Source organism: Dyadobacter jejuensis, from assembly GCF_003149085.1.
Lineage (GTDB): Bacteria > Bacteroidota > Bacteroidia > Cytophagales > Spirosomataceae > Dyadobacter > Dyadobacter jejuensis.
Genome location: NZ_QGDT01000021.1, coordinates 1 through 15,795, shown reverse-complemented (window position 1 = coordinate 15,795; position 15,795 = coordinate 1). Strand labels below are relative to the sequence as shown.

Below are 15,795 nucleotides of genomic sequence, written 5' to 3'. Positions count from 1 at the left end.
ATTTGAAAATCAAACATTTAGGAGCATGCATGGTTGGAATTTTACTGGCCTTGCCCACACTAGCACAAGATATACCCGGCCTGCAACAGAGCAACTACGGAGGCCTTTACCGGACTACCTACAACCCGTCGGTACTGGGAGGGTCGAAACAGAAATTTCAGATCAACATTTTGAGCCTTGGTGGCAGTATTACCAATAGGTACTTTAGATATATAGGAAAAAACTCCCTGCTCACCCCGCTGCTCACCCCACATTCGACCAAGGAAATATATGGCCGCTCCCGCACGATGGGCTCCATCAGCCAGGGCAAGGAGCTTTTTTTGGCTAGCGAAATCCGTTGGCCATCCGTGCTGTATGCCATAGATAAGTACCAGAGTGTGGCATTACAATTCCGTTCGAGAGGGGTGGTACAGGGCCTGCAAGTGCCAGAGGCCATTCAAAACCTTTATAACCACCGGCTCGATACCGGGCAGGCCCCCAATGAGTCGGGTAGCTGGGGAGACTTGGGCTTGGCCGAGCACAGCTTTTCGGAGATCGCCTTTTCCTACGGTGTACAGGTCTTGGACTTAGAGGCCCACAAGCTCCGGCTAGGAGCCACCGTAAAACGGATCGTAGGGGCCAGAACCGCCTATGTAAGGGGAAACATCGACAACTATGAGGTTCGAGAAAAAAGCACCCCCTATGGAACCAGTGAGCTCGTCATCAATCAGTTTACTTACGAAAGCGGCTATAGCGCCCCTACCAATGGCCTGCGCGTAGGCGACTTATTCGATGGAGATCAATATGGGAAAGGCTGGGGAATAGACCTAGGCTTTACTTATGAATTGGGAAATTATTGGGTTAACGAAAAGGAAAAATTCGACGAAAGCCCCACCTATATCCTTCGACTGGCGGCGTCGGTAACCGATGTAGGAACCGTACATTATAACACCTCCAGTGTTGCCGTAACAGAGGGCTTTCAGGGCACTTCTACCCTAGACCAAGCCGCCTTAGAGACCATAGCCGACAAGGGAGCACAGGGCTTTATGGAACTCTACCCTGGCAGCGAACCGACTGCCTTTAGAGGGTCCATGCAGCTGCCTCAGGCCTTACATTTGGAAGCCGACATCCAGCTTGTCAAAGGCTTCTTTATCAATATGGAAAAAACGAGCCGCCTGAAGCCCGCCGGCGATGCTCTGTTGGACTATTATTTGCCCAGCACCTTCACGATTGGACCCCGCTTCGAAAACGAAGACTCCAATATCGCCTTTCCCGTCACCTTTATCGAAGGCAACAAAAAAGTATCCATAGGAGCCGTTGGCCACTTTGGGCCCATTTTTGTAGGATTTAACAATATGGGGGTATTGTTTAAGAAGTCTCCTCAGAGTGCCGGCATGGCTTATATAGGCCTGTCGGTATGGAAGATGAAGCGTTGGATAAAACAAAAATAGCCGGGCTATTTTCGCTTAAACCAACCGGCCATACGGCTAAACATCCGTTTTTCGAAGGCCAAAAAAAAGTCATATTTCCCCCATATCCAGCCCCAGGCTAAGAGAATAACCTGATACAGTGGCAGTATGACCAACAGATTGATGGCCCAGCGGATCCAAGGGGAAGTGTCGTCATTGAGGCCCCATACCTCCATCAGGGCACGTTTGAGAAACATTACCGAAAAACCCGTACAGGCAAAAACGATAAGAATGACGGCTACATCCCAGCCATTCTTAACATTCCAGCGTTCCTTTAGTTTTTCTAACATTTCCGTCTATTCGTATAGATAGCCCATATTCTCCAGTTTTATCTCCTCGTCGTCGAGGGGCAAAAACTCCTCCCAAAAAGGATTGTCCGGCACGCCGGCACGGCAAATCATAGGCTCCTTTTTTACTGGGTGCTCAAAAAATAACCGCCGCGCGTGTAGGTTGATGCTCCCATCGGGATTGCCCCTAACGAAGCCGTACTTCACATCGCCACGAATAGGGCAGTTCATCGAGGCTAGCTGTACCCGTATCTGGTGCGGACGACCTGTAATAGGGCTCACCTCCAGCAGATGATGCTTATTGACTTCCCCCAGCCAGCGATACGACAATTCGGCACGTTGTGAGCCGGGAACTTCGTAGTCGTAGGCCTTGGTAACATTGCGGGCTTCATCTTTGATCAGCCAATGTACCAGCCGGCCTTTCTTGGTGGCAGGGCGGTTTTTTACTACTGCCCAATAGGTTTTTTGAACGTCCCTCTTACGGAATATCTCGTTCATCCGCTCCAAGGCCTTGGAGGTTTTGGCAAACACGACCAGGCCACTAACGGGCCTGTCGAGGCGGTGTACCGTCCCCAAAAATACCGCTCCAGGCTTATTGTATTCCTCTTTGATATATTCCTTAACCAGGTCCAACAGGCATTTATCGCCCGTCTTGTCGCCTTGTACGAGTACTCCTGGCTCTTTATTGACGATAATCAAATGATTATCCTCGTATACGATTCTAAATGGTCTCTTCGCCATAAACTTGTTTTTAGGTCTTCCTAATTTGGAAAACAGAGGTGGTCAATAAGATTCCTTTTCACTGGGAAAGGAATTACTTTTTACGTCGCCGATATAATGAGAGATGGCCTCGTGCATGATCCCATTAAGATCGGCATATTGACGGAGAAATCGAGGCTTAAAGGTCTTGTTAATGCCTAATAGGTCGTGTAGCACCAAAATCTGCCCATCGGCATGGGGGCCAGCACCTATTCCTATGGTGGGTATCTGAACACTAGCCGAGACTTGCTGGGTGAGTTTGGAGGGTATTTTTTCTAAGACTACCGAAAAACACCCTATTTCCTCGAGCAAAGCCGCATCTTCCAACAACTTTTGCGCCTCAGCCTCCTCTTTAGCACGGACTGTGTAAGTACCAAACTTATAGATAGATTGGGGAGTAAGCCCCAAATGCCCCATAACGGGCACTCCGGCACTGAGGATGCGGGTGATAGACTCCTTCACTTCCAGCCCTCCCTCCAGCTTCACCGCATGCGCACCCGACTCCTTCATGATACGAATGGCCGTATTGAGTGCCTCCCGAGAGTTGCCCTGATACGACCCAAACGGCAAGTCGACCACCACCAAGGCCCTTTTCACCGCCCTAACCACCGACTGCGCATGGTAGATCATCTGGTCGACGGTGATGGGTAGGGTAGTCTCATGGCCCGCCATTACGTTGGAGGCAGAGTCTCCCACGAGGATGAGCTCCACCCCGGCGGCATCCACGATCCCCGCCATAGAATAATCGTAGGCGGTAAGACAAGTTATTTTTTCACCACGCCCCTTCATTTCCTGAATGCTATGGGTCGTTACGCGTTTTATATCTGAGCTATGTACCGACATTGATAATATGTTTTTTTGATAAAACCTGGTAGAACCGCACTTATAGTGCCTTCATCCTACCCATTAAATTGACGCTCGGCCTACCTAGGGGCAAGCCATCCTTCAGGGTTCAGCCGTGAGGTGTTTTTCCAAATTTGGAACTGTAATTCGGAGGTGCCATCGCTATCGGTGGCCACCCTTCCGATGGGGTCTCTCGCCTTTACTTTTTGGCCTGGCTTCACCACCACCCCATTCATTTTGGCATAAATAGTCATATAATCCCCATGTTGAATGGCGATGACATCGCCCATTCCGGGCATCTCGGTAACATCGAGCACCGTGCCGTCATACACCGACCGCACCAGTTCGCCATTATTGGTTTGGATGTCTACGCCTAGGTTATCGACCATAACGCCTTTTAGTACGGGGTGCTCTCTTCGGCCAAAATGCCCCGAAACGAAGCCCTTTACCGGCCAAGGCAACCTGGCTCTGGAGGCCGTGAATGACGATGCTAAGGTTGTTTCCGCTTCGCTGAGCCCTCCACTCACGATTTCAGGTTCTTTTTCCTTCGGTTCCGGAGCTATAGCTACTTCCCCTTTTTTAGCTCTTTCGGCGTTTTCTTTGGCTAGCCTCTCCTTCTCGGCACGGATGCGTGCCTCCCGGGCTTCCCTTTCCTTGCGTTCTTTTTCCAAACGTTCCTTCCGCTCCCTTTCGGCGATACGGCGAATATTAGCCTCCAACAAGTTGGTAGCCCTTTTGTTTTGCTCTATCTGCTTGCGTAGCTCCGCTTCTTTTTGGGATAGCGCTACCACTACCTCGTTTTGTTTCGCCTTAAGGCCTTCGAGTTTTTTACTTTCGCCTACCTGAGTGGTAAGCACCTTCTGTTTTTCGGTCTTTTTGGAGGCAATCCGCGCTTGCTCGGAGATCAGTTTCTGCTTAAGCTCTTCCATCTCCTGAGCTTGCTCCTGCCTGGCATCGGTATATTGCTTCAGATATTTATAACGCAGCGCAAACTGATGGAAGGACTCCGCCGAAAATAGAAATACGAGCTGGTTGAGGTAGCTGTTTCGTTTGGCGGCCTCGTAGATCATATGTCCATATTCCTCCTTTAGCTTTTCGAAGTTCTTAGCCAGCGCTTGCTGTTCCTTTACGAGCACATTCAACTCCTTATTTAATAGGCCCACGTCGTCCGATAGCAGGTCTATCTGTTTTTTCTGGGTGTTGATTTGCTGATTGATCGCCCTCAGTTGGCCTAAGTTCACACTCTTTTGGGCCGAAGTCTCTTTCAGGATCCCCTGAATTTCCTTCATTTTACTCTGGTTCTCAGTTTTTTCCCGCTCGAGCTGCTCACGACTCTTCTGGGCCCTTACGCCAACACTGGCACTAAGGAGCATAATGAGGAGCAAAACCAGACGAAATGCATGTGGTGTATAAAAGGGCATATTTAATATTCTAGCTATCTATACCATTAACGGCAGGCAAAGTTAAACAGTCTTGGTGTTTTTGGCCCTATGCAAGGGCCTACATTCTTACTTTTACCTTTTTCTCTTATAACTGCTGGGTATACTGAATGGAAATCCGGGGCTTTCGTTGGTAACTTCTACCTTATTATGCCGTAGGCCCACTTGTGTTTGGTAGTTCTGCTGGTCTTGAGGCGACCTTACATCTAGATTGAGGCTGCTCTCGAAGGGAAATAACATCCCATCTACTTTTTCAAAATCCTTATATTGTATGGTAAAGGTATTGTTACTTGCATTTTCGACGGCCTTCATCCCCAACAATTTGCGGTTCTCGATGCCCACAAAATTTTGAGATACGATACGGTCTATCACCTGGCTAAAGACGTACTGTCCTTCTTGCCGCGATACCGACACAGCCGAATCGACCGGAAAGGGGAGGTCGCCGACGATCACCGATTGTAAGAGCCCATAGCTCAGCTGAAACTGGTATTTTTCACTCAGCTCGGCATAGGTAACATTGAAGTATTCTTTGTGTATTTTATCCAAGAAAACGATGGAATCCCGCGAAATAAGGCCTCGAGCCACTTCTAACCCTACTCCACTCACCGAAAGCCAAATCAGCGAATCCTTGCTCACCCGCATATTGACCGTCACGTTATCGAGGTCCTGTTTGCGGTTTTTAAATGAAAATTTGGACTTGGTAGTCAGGTATTGAAAATCGAAGGTATCGAGCTTCAAACGCTCCATGTTTAAGTTTGCCGAATCGGCCGTACTTTGAGCACTGTCCCTAAGCACCATGCTATCCTTTTGCGACTTCGTATGCCTTGGACGATGACAGGCCGATACCGCCAACACGACCACCAGCAGCCACCATATTCCTATTCTATTGTTCATGTAAAGATCCTGTAGCTATTTTTTTGTCCAAAAGTTCTGTGGTTTCCCCCATCGACCTTGCCTTCTTCCACTGCGCCACGGCATTGTCATGCTCACCGAGTTTAAAAAGCACATCCCCATAATGCTCCACAATGGTGCCACTCACCGCCGTACTGTCTTTCATGGCCATCTCCAGGTACTCTTTGGCCCGTTTGTAGTCCTTCATGGTATAAAGCACCCATGCATGGGTATCGAGATAGGTAGGGTTATTCTGATATAACTTCACCAGCTTCCCCGACATTTTAAGGGCTAGGTCGAGCTTTTCCTTGCGTAAGGAAAGAAAATAACTGTAATTATTGAGCACATGATCGTTCTCGGGATTGGCCTTAAGAGAAAGCTCGTAGGAGGCGTCGGATTTGGCGTGGTCACCTAAGCCATTGAAGGCGTCGCCGAGCTGGCCATAGATATAGGGTACCATTTCGTTTTGCTCCCCTACCAGCTTAAGGCTCTCTTCTAGAGAAGATACCGACTCCTTATAGTTCTTATTGATCAGATGTGCCATACCATTGGAATACCAAAACATCCCTTGGTTAGGAAACACTTCTAATGCCTGCTCCGAATGCGCCAAAAGGCTATCGGGCTGGTTGAGCTCTCCGTCCAGCTGCAAAATCGCCCCCCAAATTTCGAATACGGAAGGGTCTAAGTTAGCGGCGCGCACATAGGCGTCGCGGGCCTCTGCTTTCCGCTTATTGCGCATCAGCAGGTCGGCATAGATGACGTGCACCTTAGAAACTCCCGGATGGGTGTCCATCAACTGTTTGGCCAACAGCAGGGCATCATTGTTCTCCTCGCTGGTTTTCAACATAGAAAGATATCCTGAGAGCACCCTGATTTTGGGGTCAGCATCTAAATTGGGGTTCGCAAAAACGATTTTTAGCTCTTGGTTGCATTTTTCTATATTGCCATTCTTACGATATATATCGGCTAGTAACACATGGGCCTGCGCTTCGTCGGGATTGATGCGGATGGCTTCTTCCAAAGGAGCAATGGCCTCCATGGTACGGTCGTTGGCAATGAGCAACTCGGCAAACTCTACTTGATAGCTCACCTCTTCGGGCTCCGACTCTATCAACTTACGTGCTTCGGCAATGGCCTCTTCCAACTGGTTTTGTCTTAAATAAAGCTGCTGCTTTTGCTTGGTGATCTCCTCGGATACCCCTAAAGCCCGCTCCAAAATATCGTAGGTACGAATGGCCTTATCGAACTCGTCATTAAAAACATAGATCGCCGCCAGTTCCAGGCCGTACTGTATATTCTCCGGACTCTTTTTTATCAACGTCTCATATATCACAGCCGCCTCAGCATATTTCCTTTTCTTGGCATATAACTCCGCTAACTGCTGGGCATAAAAATCGTTGTCCTTATTGAGCTCATAGGCCTTTTTGGACGCTACAAAGGCTTCTTCTACCTGGTTGATTTCCAGAAGTGCCTTAGCGGTAAGGTAATAACCAGTAGGGTTTAAAGGGGCTTCATCGATTAATTTCTCGAAGAGTGGTAAGGCCTTAACAGGTTCATCTTTCATCATGAACTTCATCCCCTCTGCCACCAAGGCCTCCTGCTGGAGCCCCGTGGTTACCTGCTCCGATTTTTCGGTCTGTAAGGCCTTTTTCTTACTCCTACGTTGCGCATAACCCTCCTGAGAAATACCGTTAAGCAGTACAATGATGATAAGAATAGGTATTTTCAAAGCGTATTGTCGCATATTTTTTCAGGGCCTCATTCCAAGTATTACAAATTATTAACCAAAGTTACCATTTTTTTTAACGTAGTAATCAGTCTAAAATTTTGATCCTAGGGCAATATAAAGCTTATTGCCCGCTGGCAGGCTCCGAATAGCGCATCGATCCCACTCCCGGAGTACCTCTAGCGGCTAGTCTGTGCCAGGACTCCGAAGGTAGTGGGGGCCATGGCCTGTAATAGGTTGTCGGCAAACTAAAAATCCTTCCATATGGTATTCTTAACGATGCGTTCAGACGAGAAAAATTGGTGCTGATTTCCCTTACGCCCCCCATCACTCCATCTGGTACCCTAGGCTACCTACGCCGGCTCGGCCGTCGGCGGACAGGCCCTGGACGTTGACATTTATGGCAGTTCGGGCGTCGGAATGGTAATATTGAAAGGATACTTCCCCGGCTGCATTGGTCCTAAGCATAGGCGCCCAGTACAGGGTGGAACGGTGATCGGGCTTACCGCTAATCGGTTCATTGACGGCATATTGAGGCGCGTAAAACTCCCTTGGGGCATCGAAACCGGCCACCTTGGCCACCAGCACCCCGGGCACCACTTCTTTGCTATAGTCGTAATTCACATTCCCCCTTTTAGTAAGAATAGAAATGACACCCCCTGCACCTCTACCGCCATAAATGGCCGCCGAAGCGCCCTTCAGCACGTCGATAGATTCCACATCATAGACACTGATATTGGTAACCAGGTCTTTGTCTACCGGCATACCATCCAATATAAACTGGGGCTCGTCGGCATTGCCTCTGATAAACACCTGGGCGTTAAATCCCGAGCCGATTACCCGTACTCCAGCCACCCTTCCCGCCAGCAGGTCGAGAATGCTAGTAGCCCCTCCGGCCATCTGGTCGGTCACTACCACGGTGGCATCGGCCTGTCCATAAAGCTTCCTGCTGTCGAAGGTTTCTTCCCGACGTCCTTTGATGGTCACCGCATCGAGCAGCCGTTCTCTACTCTCCCTGATGCTGCGTTCAATATCCTGGTCCGACTGTGCCTGGGCTATAAAATTCAATAGGGCCTTCCTCTCGATGGTCACGGGATAGTAGGGGATCTGGACGAGGGAAATTTTGGGAAATATGACTTCATCGATAGAGAAGCTTAAATTTTGATTGCCTTTCTTATTCATCCCCTGTAGCCTTACCGTAAGGGTGTCGGTAAAGTGCAAACCATAAATTCCAAAACGCCCTGCGGCGTCGGTTTCGGTAGTCAGAAACCCCCCGAGGCTATCCTGGTTGTATACGACCGACAGTAGCTGAGGCTCCTTTACTGGCTTCGAACCTTTTTGTACCGTGCCCGTCAGGCTCAACCCCGTTTCCAGGTAATGTGGTGGACTGGCGATGGAGTCTTTCAACACCTGCTCCCAGGCAAAACGCCTCCAGCCTTGAGTGGCCATCAGATAGTCCAAATGAATGCGCCGGTTGCTGGCACTGCTATCGAAATAATAGGCCGGTTGCTCGATATGCCCCTTAAGATCGGAGGTCAATAGGAGGTTCGTCAGCAGGTTATCGGCATAAGGCTGGGTTGCCACCTGGCCAGCGTCCACCACCGACACCGACAGGTTAGCCTCAACGGGCTTACCATCTTGGTCGCTTACCGATATATCGACGGTCATGCCCCCCCTGAGCCCTGCCACCGGGGATTTTGGGTTCACTTTTATAGACAATTGTCGGTTATGATTGACAAACACCAGCCTTTCACATACCGCCTTCCGGGAAGCATCGAAGAGCGTCAACTGGAGGATTCCGTCGGGGAGGTCGGTGGTGGGTAAGTTCATCATAAGCCCTTTGGCCCCTACAATACCTTTGGCCGAAAAGGCGAAGACGCCCCTGCACTGCCCTACCAAATGGACCTCCTTATCGGCGGAATCGGGGAACTTCCCATAGATAAACACCCTTACTTTTTCACCATAGGTAATGTTATCGGTGACCATACAATACCCCTCTTCCGCCACGGTTGGAAAAGCGATTTGCTGGTAGGCCTCCGTACCCATATGCGCCCGAACCACATATTTTTTATGGGCTTGTGGAGTAAAAGGAAGGCGGCCCATGCCCTTATGCTCGGTGTGAAACGATTGAAGGGTATCGCCTTTTTCATCGAAAATAAATCCGGACACATCGGCGCCCAGGCCGTCGCTACCCACCGCCTTAAACGATATTCGGGTGGGTATGCCGTCGATAAGTTGGCCTCCTTCTGGGAAAAATTGAAGGTCAAATACTCCAGGCTCGGCTTTCACCGGAGCGGTAGTGCCATTTTGATAAATATATATGGACTGGCTAAAAAAGTAATCCTGGTCAAAATTTTCCATCCAACGGGTAAAGGCTCGAACCGTATAGGCCCCTTCTGGCAGATCTTGGGGCAGGGTCAGGTCGCCATGGCCTAAGCCTGCTTCCAAGGCAATCCGTTTGGCGACCACCTGCCGACCCGTTTGCGCATTGAGGAGCTCTACATACAGTACCGTGCTGAGGGTATCGGGCATATGAAAGGCCCCCTCCACCGCATAGGCCTTATACCATAGCGTATCGCCAGCGGTATAGTAGGGCTTGTCCATATGCAAATACACTTTCTCTTGGGGGAGCACCTGTTGGTAGTACTGCAGCTTCCCCGCCATCCAAGACGAAAAATCGGTGTTGGCCGCAAAGGCACCCATAAAAATGACGAATCCTAAGACCCAATAAGATTTTGTCGGTAAGCCCATTAGTAGCAATAATCTGTATTACATAGAACGGATGCAAGATACTTTTTTTTAGTTAAGTTGTAAGTAGTTGCTTTATGATGGAAGCTTAGCCACTCCCCCTACCATGGTCCCGAACTTTGGGTGTGAAGCCTATTTTTTTACAAGATTTATACCGTTCGGAAGGCCTTAATACACCAGTAGGCCTGGGGCCACAAAAACTCAAATTACCAAAATAATACTATAAAATGCCCAGATTCCCCAAATTGGCATTCAATAGAAAATCCACCTTTGTCTATCACTTATTGGACCGATGACAAAATGATGATCAAAAGAAATTGGTTAACTCTGAGCCTGCTACTTCTAGAGCTCAATGCCCTACCAGTATGGGCTCAAACAGGTCAGTACTTCGACCTCCTGCGTACCCAGAAGGTAGCGTCCACACCGCTGTTGGAATGGAAACAATTTGGGCCGGGAATGTCGGGCTACTGTGAGGAATTCTGGTGCCACCCCACCGACCCTAACACGCTATTTATGGGCCCCGACATGCATGTTAGCTACGGTAGCTGGGATCATGGCCAATCGTGGGCCACCCTCAAAGATCCTGACGGCCAAGGGCTGGATATGAAACGGGTGCTGGACATAACCTTTTCGCGACAGGATCCCAATTTCGCCCTATCTATAGACTGGGATGGCCTCGTGTTTCGGACCGAAGACCGCGGCCACCACTGGAAACAGATAGGAGACCTCGGCAAGCGGCATTCAGCGCTGGCCGTAGACCCTACCAACGACCAAGTATGGTATGTAGGAGCGGGTGACTTCTGGAACGTGAAGGACAACCACCACAGCCTCAAAGAGCCTCACGGAATCATACTCCCCCAGGCCGTATATGGGCATATCTGGAAGAGCACCGATAAAGGCCAAACCTGGAAAAAAATCACCAATGGCCTACCAGAACGAGTAGATGTAGGCAAGATCATCGTAGACCCCCGCAACCCCCAACTCGTACTTGCCGCTACCGGTCATGGTGTTTTTAGGAGCACCGACGGGGGCCTCCACTGGAAACCCTCTGGCCAGGGCTTACCCAATAATATCAGCAGGGATATGACATCCTTCTACGACCCAAAAACGGGTGCCTTTAAGCTCTACCTCGTGGAGCAAAGTGTATATGAGCCCGACCATCAAGGCGGCATCCGGGTGAAAGGGGGGATCTACCAGAGCGACGATGCCGGGCTTACCTGGTCCAGCATCACCGGCAACCTAGCCATAGACCTCAACCGCCTGCAATACCAAGGTGCCAAGGAACGCTATTATCGTTGCATCGCCTATTGGCTGGGCATAACCCCTGCCGAAGCCAAAACAAAATATCCCCGAATTCCCTCCTCCATCTACACGGTGTTTAACCGCATCGTGGTGAACCCTAACGATGCCAACGAAATTTATATCTCCCATAACCTGAAGCATGACTTCTCCTTCCCCCCGGGCGACGTATGGAAAACCACCGATGGAGGAAAAACTTGGATAGCCACGGTAAGAGCCGGGAAATACTGGAAAGAAAATACCGATAGTGCCTACTGGAAATCGAGGAATAACCCCTTGGGGATGAATGTTACCTTCGCCCATATGCAGAGCGACCTGGAGCATCATGACGAATACCAAGGCAATAGATTCCTGGAGATCAACAGCCTAGGCGAAGTGTATGCCTGTATAGACCAGCAGGTAATTAGAACCGACAGTAAAGGAAAGGAATGGAAACAGATAGACGACATCGAAATCAGCCCAGGCAGTAAGAAATGGATAGGACGGGGCGATAGCAACCTGCCCGGCCGGTACATACTATTGGAAACGGGTGTGAAGGGCAAGCAACTCTTCTGCAGCGGGGAGCATGGCCTTTGGCAAACGGCAAGCCTAGATGATTATCCCGATAAAACCGCCATGGCCGTAGAGCAGATCGAAGGGCAGAAGAACCCGGGAGGCGCGCTCTCTATCGCCACAGTGGCTGTGCATCCACAAAATCCCAACATGATGTACTTGCTCACTTTTCGCCAAAACCATAGGGGTAAATTTCGGCGCTCTACCGATGGCGGCGAACATTGGGAGGACATCGCTAGTATCTTCGAGGCCGACAGCCCCGAACACCGCACGGCCAACGTCCCTTATTCCTTGCTGATCGACCCTAACCACCCCGAAAATATCTATTTCTGCTCAACCTATGTACCCGTAACTGAGGTAGGAGGGGGCAGGGGCCCCGAGCTTAAAAAAGGAGGCTATGGCGTTTACCGATCCACAGACGGAGGCTTTACCTGGCAGCATAACCCCGAAGATTTCCCAAAGGGCTCCAGCGTTAACCGGCTCGCCATGGATCCTGCCGATCCGTCGATCCTATATGCGGCTCTCAACGTAGGAGGGGGCCTATACCGCACCACAGATCGGGGCCAGCACTGGTCCAAAATGAGTATTCCAGCACCCATTAAGTCGGTCAATAATGTGTTCGTCGACAAACAGACCCGCGCCCTGTATATCTCCTGTGGCTCTCGCTCAGGAAAGCCTGAGGAAGGTGGCGTATGGCGGAGTAAGGATATGGGTAATCATTGGGAAAAAATATTCGACATGCCTAACGTATGGCAAACGGAGACTTCGCCGCTGAACCCCGATATCATCATCGTCAGCTCGGCAGGACAAGTTCCTACCCTGGCCACCAACCCCCTGAACCCAGGCGCTTACTTGTCGACGGATGGAGGGAATACCTGGAATAAAGTAAACACCAACCTAGGGCAGCCAGATAAAATAGTGGATATCAAGCCCGATAACAGCGACGAAAGTGTGTTTTGGTGCGCCTTATGGGGGAGTGGATGGTATAAAGCTACCCTAAAAAAGCCCTAAGGATAGGAATCATTAGGGTTTTAAACTCACTAGGTTTCATGCTAGCGCACTTTGGTATGCGCTAGCATGAAACCCTAAGAATTTATAACAGCCCCTATTAATTATGCTCTAGCTCTTCAATCGTCCAAGCGGTGTCGCGCCCTTTGTACTTTTCACGCAGCTTTCGCACATCACCAGTTCGCACTACCGCCGACTCCTTTTTGGCCCCTTTGCCTACCTTTTCGCCTACAAATTCGAAACGGATATAGCTGAGCACTGAGGCGATCCACTCATCGGAATTATCGCCCATAGCCGGCATTTGGCTGGAGTAGGTCTGGCCTTCTACAGGGCCTTGTAGGCCGTGCAGCAATACCCGAATGGCTGCATCCTTTTCATCGTTGAGCAAACTGGCCCCTCTCAGCGATGGTGCCGCTTTGCTAGCCAGTCCGCTGCCGTCGCTGCCATGACAAGGGGCACAGAACGAGCCATAAATTCCAATGCCTGACAAAATAAACCGTCTATCGTTAGAGCTAAAATTCGAAAGCTTCGACCCATATCTTTTTGCTTCATAATTTTGCTTTAGACTTTCCAATGCACCCGGGAAAATCGGCTTGTCGGCGTTATGGTCCATCAGCGCCATGGTCACCTTTTTGGCAGTAGGGTCAGGATTTACCCCCAGCGACAGCAACAGCTGCACCCGGACGTCGTAGCTGGGGTCGCTTTTTAGGGCAGCCACTGCGGCGATCATATCGGCATCGCCTTGGTCCAAATAAGCCTCGCTAATGGTAATGGCAGCCCGGCGGACCTGGGCATCCGAGTCTTTTAAGGCCACTTTCAGGAGGGACTTATCCACCGATGCCAAGCCCTCTAGCGTCCATAGCGCATGAAGCCTACCTAAAGCCGAGAACGACGCTTTACCGGTTACTATCTTCTTCAAGGGAGCCACTACTTTATGATCCTGGAGGACTACCATTTGCTTTTGGGCGTTGTCGCGCCACCACCCGTTAGGATGTTGCAAATACTGAATCAGCTCAACAGCGGGCACGTCGAGCATCTTAGGCTTAGGCCCTGGCTTATAGTCTTCATGCACCAGTCGCCAGATACGCCCTCTCTGGTTGATCGTCGCCAGACCATAATAATCAACTTTACCCCGCAGAAAACTCCCTTTTCGGGTCCAATTAGATTCCTGAATGATTCCTCGACTCATGTCGACGATGTAGAGCAATCCATCAGGACCAGTATAGGTGTTCACCGGACGGAAATAGAAGTCGGTGCTGGCAATAAACTCCTTTTTATCATAAGCATTTTCCAGATGTACCTTTCCATGCTGATCGATCACCTTGGCACGGCGAATAATCCTGGCAACGGGCTCATTAATGAGGTAGTCGCCACGAAGGTCTTCGGGCAGGCGATCGCCCCGAAAAATAGACTGTCCATTGCCCGCCGTAAAATGATTGAGTGTGCTATCGGGACGCAGGCGTATAGGCCCTCCCTGTACATCGGGCGTGGCTATTAGTGGATATACGGGACTAAAGGTGGCCTCGTCATAATCGTCGGGGAAATCGAGCCTCCCGTATTTGGGATTAATCTGAAACCCAGCTCCGGCATTTTCCCCACCGGCCCTGCTATAGAACAACCGGCCGTAGTCGTCGTGGGTGAGGCCCCATTGGCCATTGGAACCGCTGGGCAGGGAATCGGCGCGCAGTACGCCCCCAGTATAGCGAAAACGAACGGGGTCTACCGTCTGGTAAATATAGTTGTCCACATTCCAATCCAGCCCGCTACGCTGATGTTCTAGATTACCGGGAGCCTTTTTCCCTGGTACATAGACGGGCTTTTTTACGTCGGCGACCCCATCGCCATCCCTATCCTCATAACTGTAAATATCGTAGGTGTCCGTTTCGTTGACCAGCAGCTCGTGGTCCACGCAGAGCAGCATCCGAGGCAGCATCAAATCTTTAATAAACACCGACCGCTTGTCCATTCGGCCATCCCCGTCGGTATCTTCCAGAAGCAGCACCCTACTCTTGTTTTGCTTGGTACCCGTGCCGTCGGCATCCTGGGTGTAGGTCTCCATCTGGGCCACATACATCCGGGCATCCCCATCCCAGGCAATGGCCACGGGCTCGGTGATCATGGGCTCACTCGCCACCAGTTCCATACGGTAGCCATCAGGGATTCTAAATGTCTGTAAACTCTGTTCGGGAGTGAGGGGGGGAGGGGTACGGCTGCTATCGCTCACCATGGAGGTCCACGGCCTCTGCTCCGTACTTGGACTGTTCATCCCTTGAAATAGCACCATCCCCGAAATAATGCCAATGGTTATGCCAAACTTACTCATATATAAAAATTTACGTTCTTAATAAGGTCCGTTCAAGAATCCGATACCCAAAACCAGCATAGGTTTCTGGCTCCGCATTAGTTAAGGATCAAACAGATGAATTTTACTGTCTGGAATTTCTAGGAAGATAGTATATATCCAGAGCAGCAGTGATAATGGAAGACTTTGGCTCATGCCAGCTGACGGGAATGGAAAAAGCCAACTTCCCTTTAAAGGTCAATTTTAATTACTAAACATACCCTATATCTTAGAGTAAAAAAACAGGATCTGAATAGCCCATTTCCAGACATTGAGTTATATATGCACTACGATAAAACTCATTTTCAATAAAGTAAATCCAATGTCGTTTACTTAAGCTAAAAATAGTGATTTGATACTGAAGCTGTTTAAACTTATGCTATAAAAAAGAAATTCCCAGTTGAATTTTAATCTTTGTGATGTCCAAATCATAAAACTAAAATCGCCCTGGGAA

At 49.8% G+C, this 15,795-nt stretch carries 10 protein-coding genes; 2 read left to right on the top strand and 8 right to left on the bottom strand.

What is annotated here, in order from left to right:
* Positions 1–2 precede the first annotated feature (2 nt).
* The gene (locus tag CLV98_RS21980; RefSeq protein ID WP_146202325.1) at positions 3–1,430 is read left to right on the top strand and encodes a DUF5723 family protein; all 1,428 of its coding nucleotides are present in this window, start codon (positions 3–5) and stop codon (positions 1,428–1,430) included.
* Positions 1,431–1,435: 5 nt separating this feature from the next.
* On the opposite strand, the gene CLV98_RS21975 is transcribed toward CLV98_RS21980, so the two are convergent.
* From CLV98_RS21975 to CLV98_RS21945, 7 genes are all read right to left on the bottom strand, one after another.
* Positions 1,436–1,738, bottom strand: coding sequence for a DUF6787 family protein (locus CLV98_RS21975; RefSeq protein WP_109678089.1), 303 nt, complete (start codon positions 1,736–1,738; stop codon positions 1,436–1,438).
* A gap of 6 nt (positions 1,739–1,744) precedes the next feature.
* Positions 1,745–2,476 (bottom strand): RluA family pseudouridine synthase, encoded by a 732-nt coding sequence (locus tag CLV98_RS21970; protein WP_109678087.1) that lies wholly within the window; start codon positions 2,474–2,476, stop codon positions 1,745–1,747.
* 42 nt (positions 2,477–2,518) lie between these two features.
* Positions 2,519–3,337, bottom strand: a complete 819-nt coding sequence (panB, locus tag CLV98_RS21965; RefSeq protein WP_109678085.1) for a 3-methyl-2-oxobutanoate hydroxymethyltransferase — start codon at positions 3,335–3,337, stop codon at positions 2,519–2,521.
* An 80-nt stretch (positions 3,338–3,417) separates the two neighbouring features.
* Positions 3,418–4,758, bottom strand: a complete 1,341-nt coding sequence (locus CLV98_RS21960; protein WP_109678083.1) for a murein hydrolase activator EnvC family protein — start codon at positions 4,756–4,758, stop codon at positions 3,418–3,420.
* A gap of 93 nt (positions 4,759–4,851) precedes the next feature.
* A complete protein-coding gene (gene lolB1, locus CLV98_RS21955; protein WP_109678081.1) occupies positions 4,852–5,670 on the bottom strand; it encodes a lipoprotein insertase outer membrane protein LolB1 in 819 nt (272 codons plus the stop codon).
* On the bottom strand, positions 5,660–7,411 hold the full coding sequence (locus CLV98_RS21950) for a tetratricopeptide repeat protein (protein ID WP_109678079.1): 1,752 nt from the start codon (positions 7,409–7,411) through the stop codon (positions 5,660–5,662). Before CLV98_RS21950 ends, lolB1 begins: the two co-directional genes overlap by 11 nt.
* A gap of 309 nt (positions 7,412–7,720) precedes the next feature.
* Positions 7,721–10,144: a TonB-dependent receptor plug domain-containing protein gene (locus CLV98_RS21945; protein WP_109678077.1), complete on the bottom strand. Its 2,424-nt coding sequence runs from the start codon at positions 10,142–10,144 to the stop codon at positions 7,721–7,723.
* Between the two features lie 297 nt (positions 10,145–10,441).
* On the opposite strand from CLV98_RS21945, the gene CLV98_RS21940 reads away from it, so the two are divergent.
* Positions 10,442–13,003: a WD40/YVTN/BNR-like repeat-containing protein gene (locus tag CLV98_RS21940; RefSeq protein ID WP_109678075.1), complete on the top strand. Its 2,562-nt coding sequence runs from the start codon at positions 10,442–10,444 to the stop codon at positions 13,001–13,003.
* 97 nt (positions 13,004–13,100) lie between these two features.
* Here CLV98_RS21940 and CLV98_RS21935 read toward each other — a convergent pair whose 3' ends face one another.
* Entirely contained in the window at positions 13,101–15,323 is a 2,223-nt protein-coding gene (locus tag CLV98_RS21935; RefSeq protein WP_109678072.1) for a DUF7133 domain-containing protein, read from the bottom strand.
* Positions 15,324–15,795: the final 472 nt, after the last annotated feature.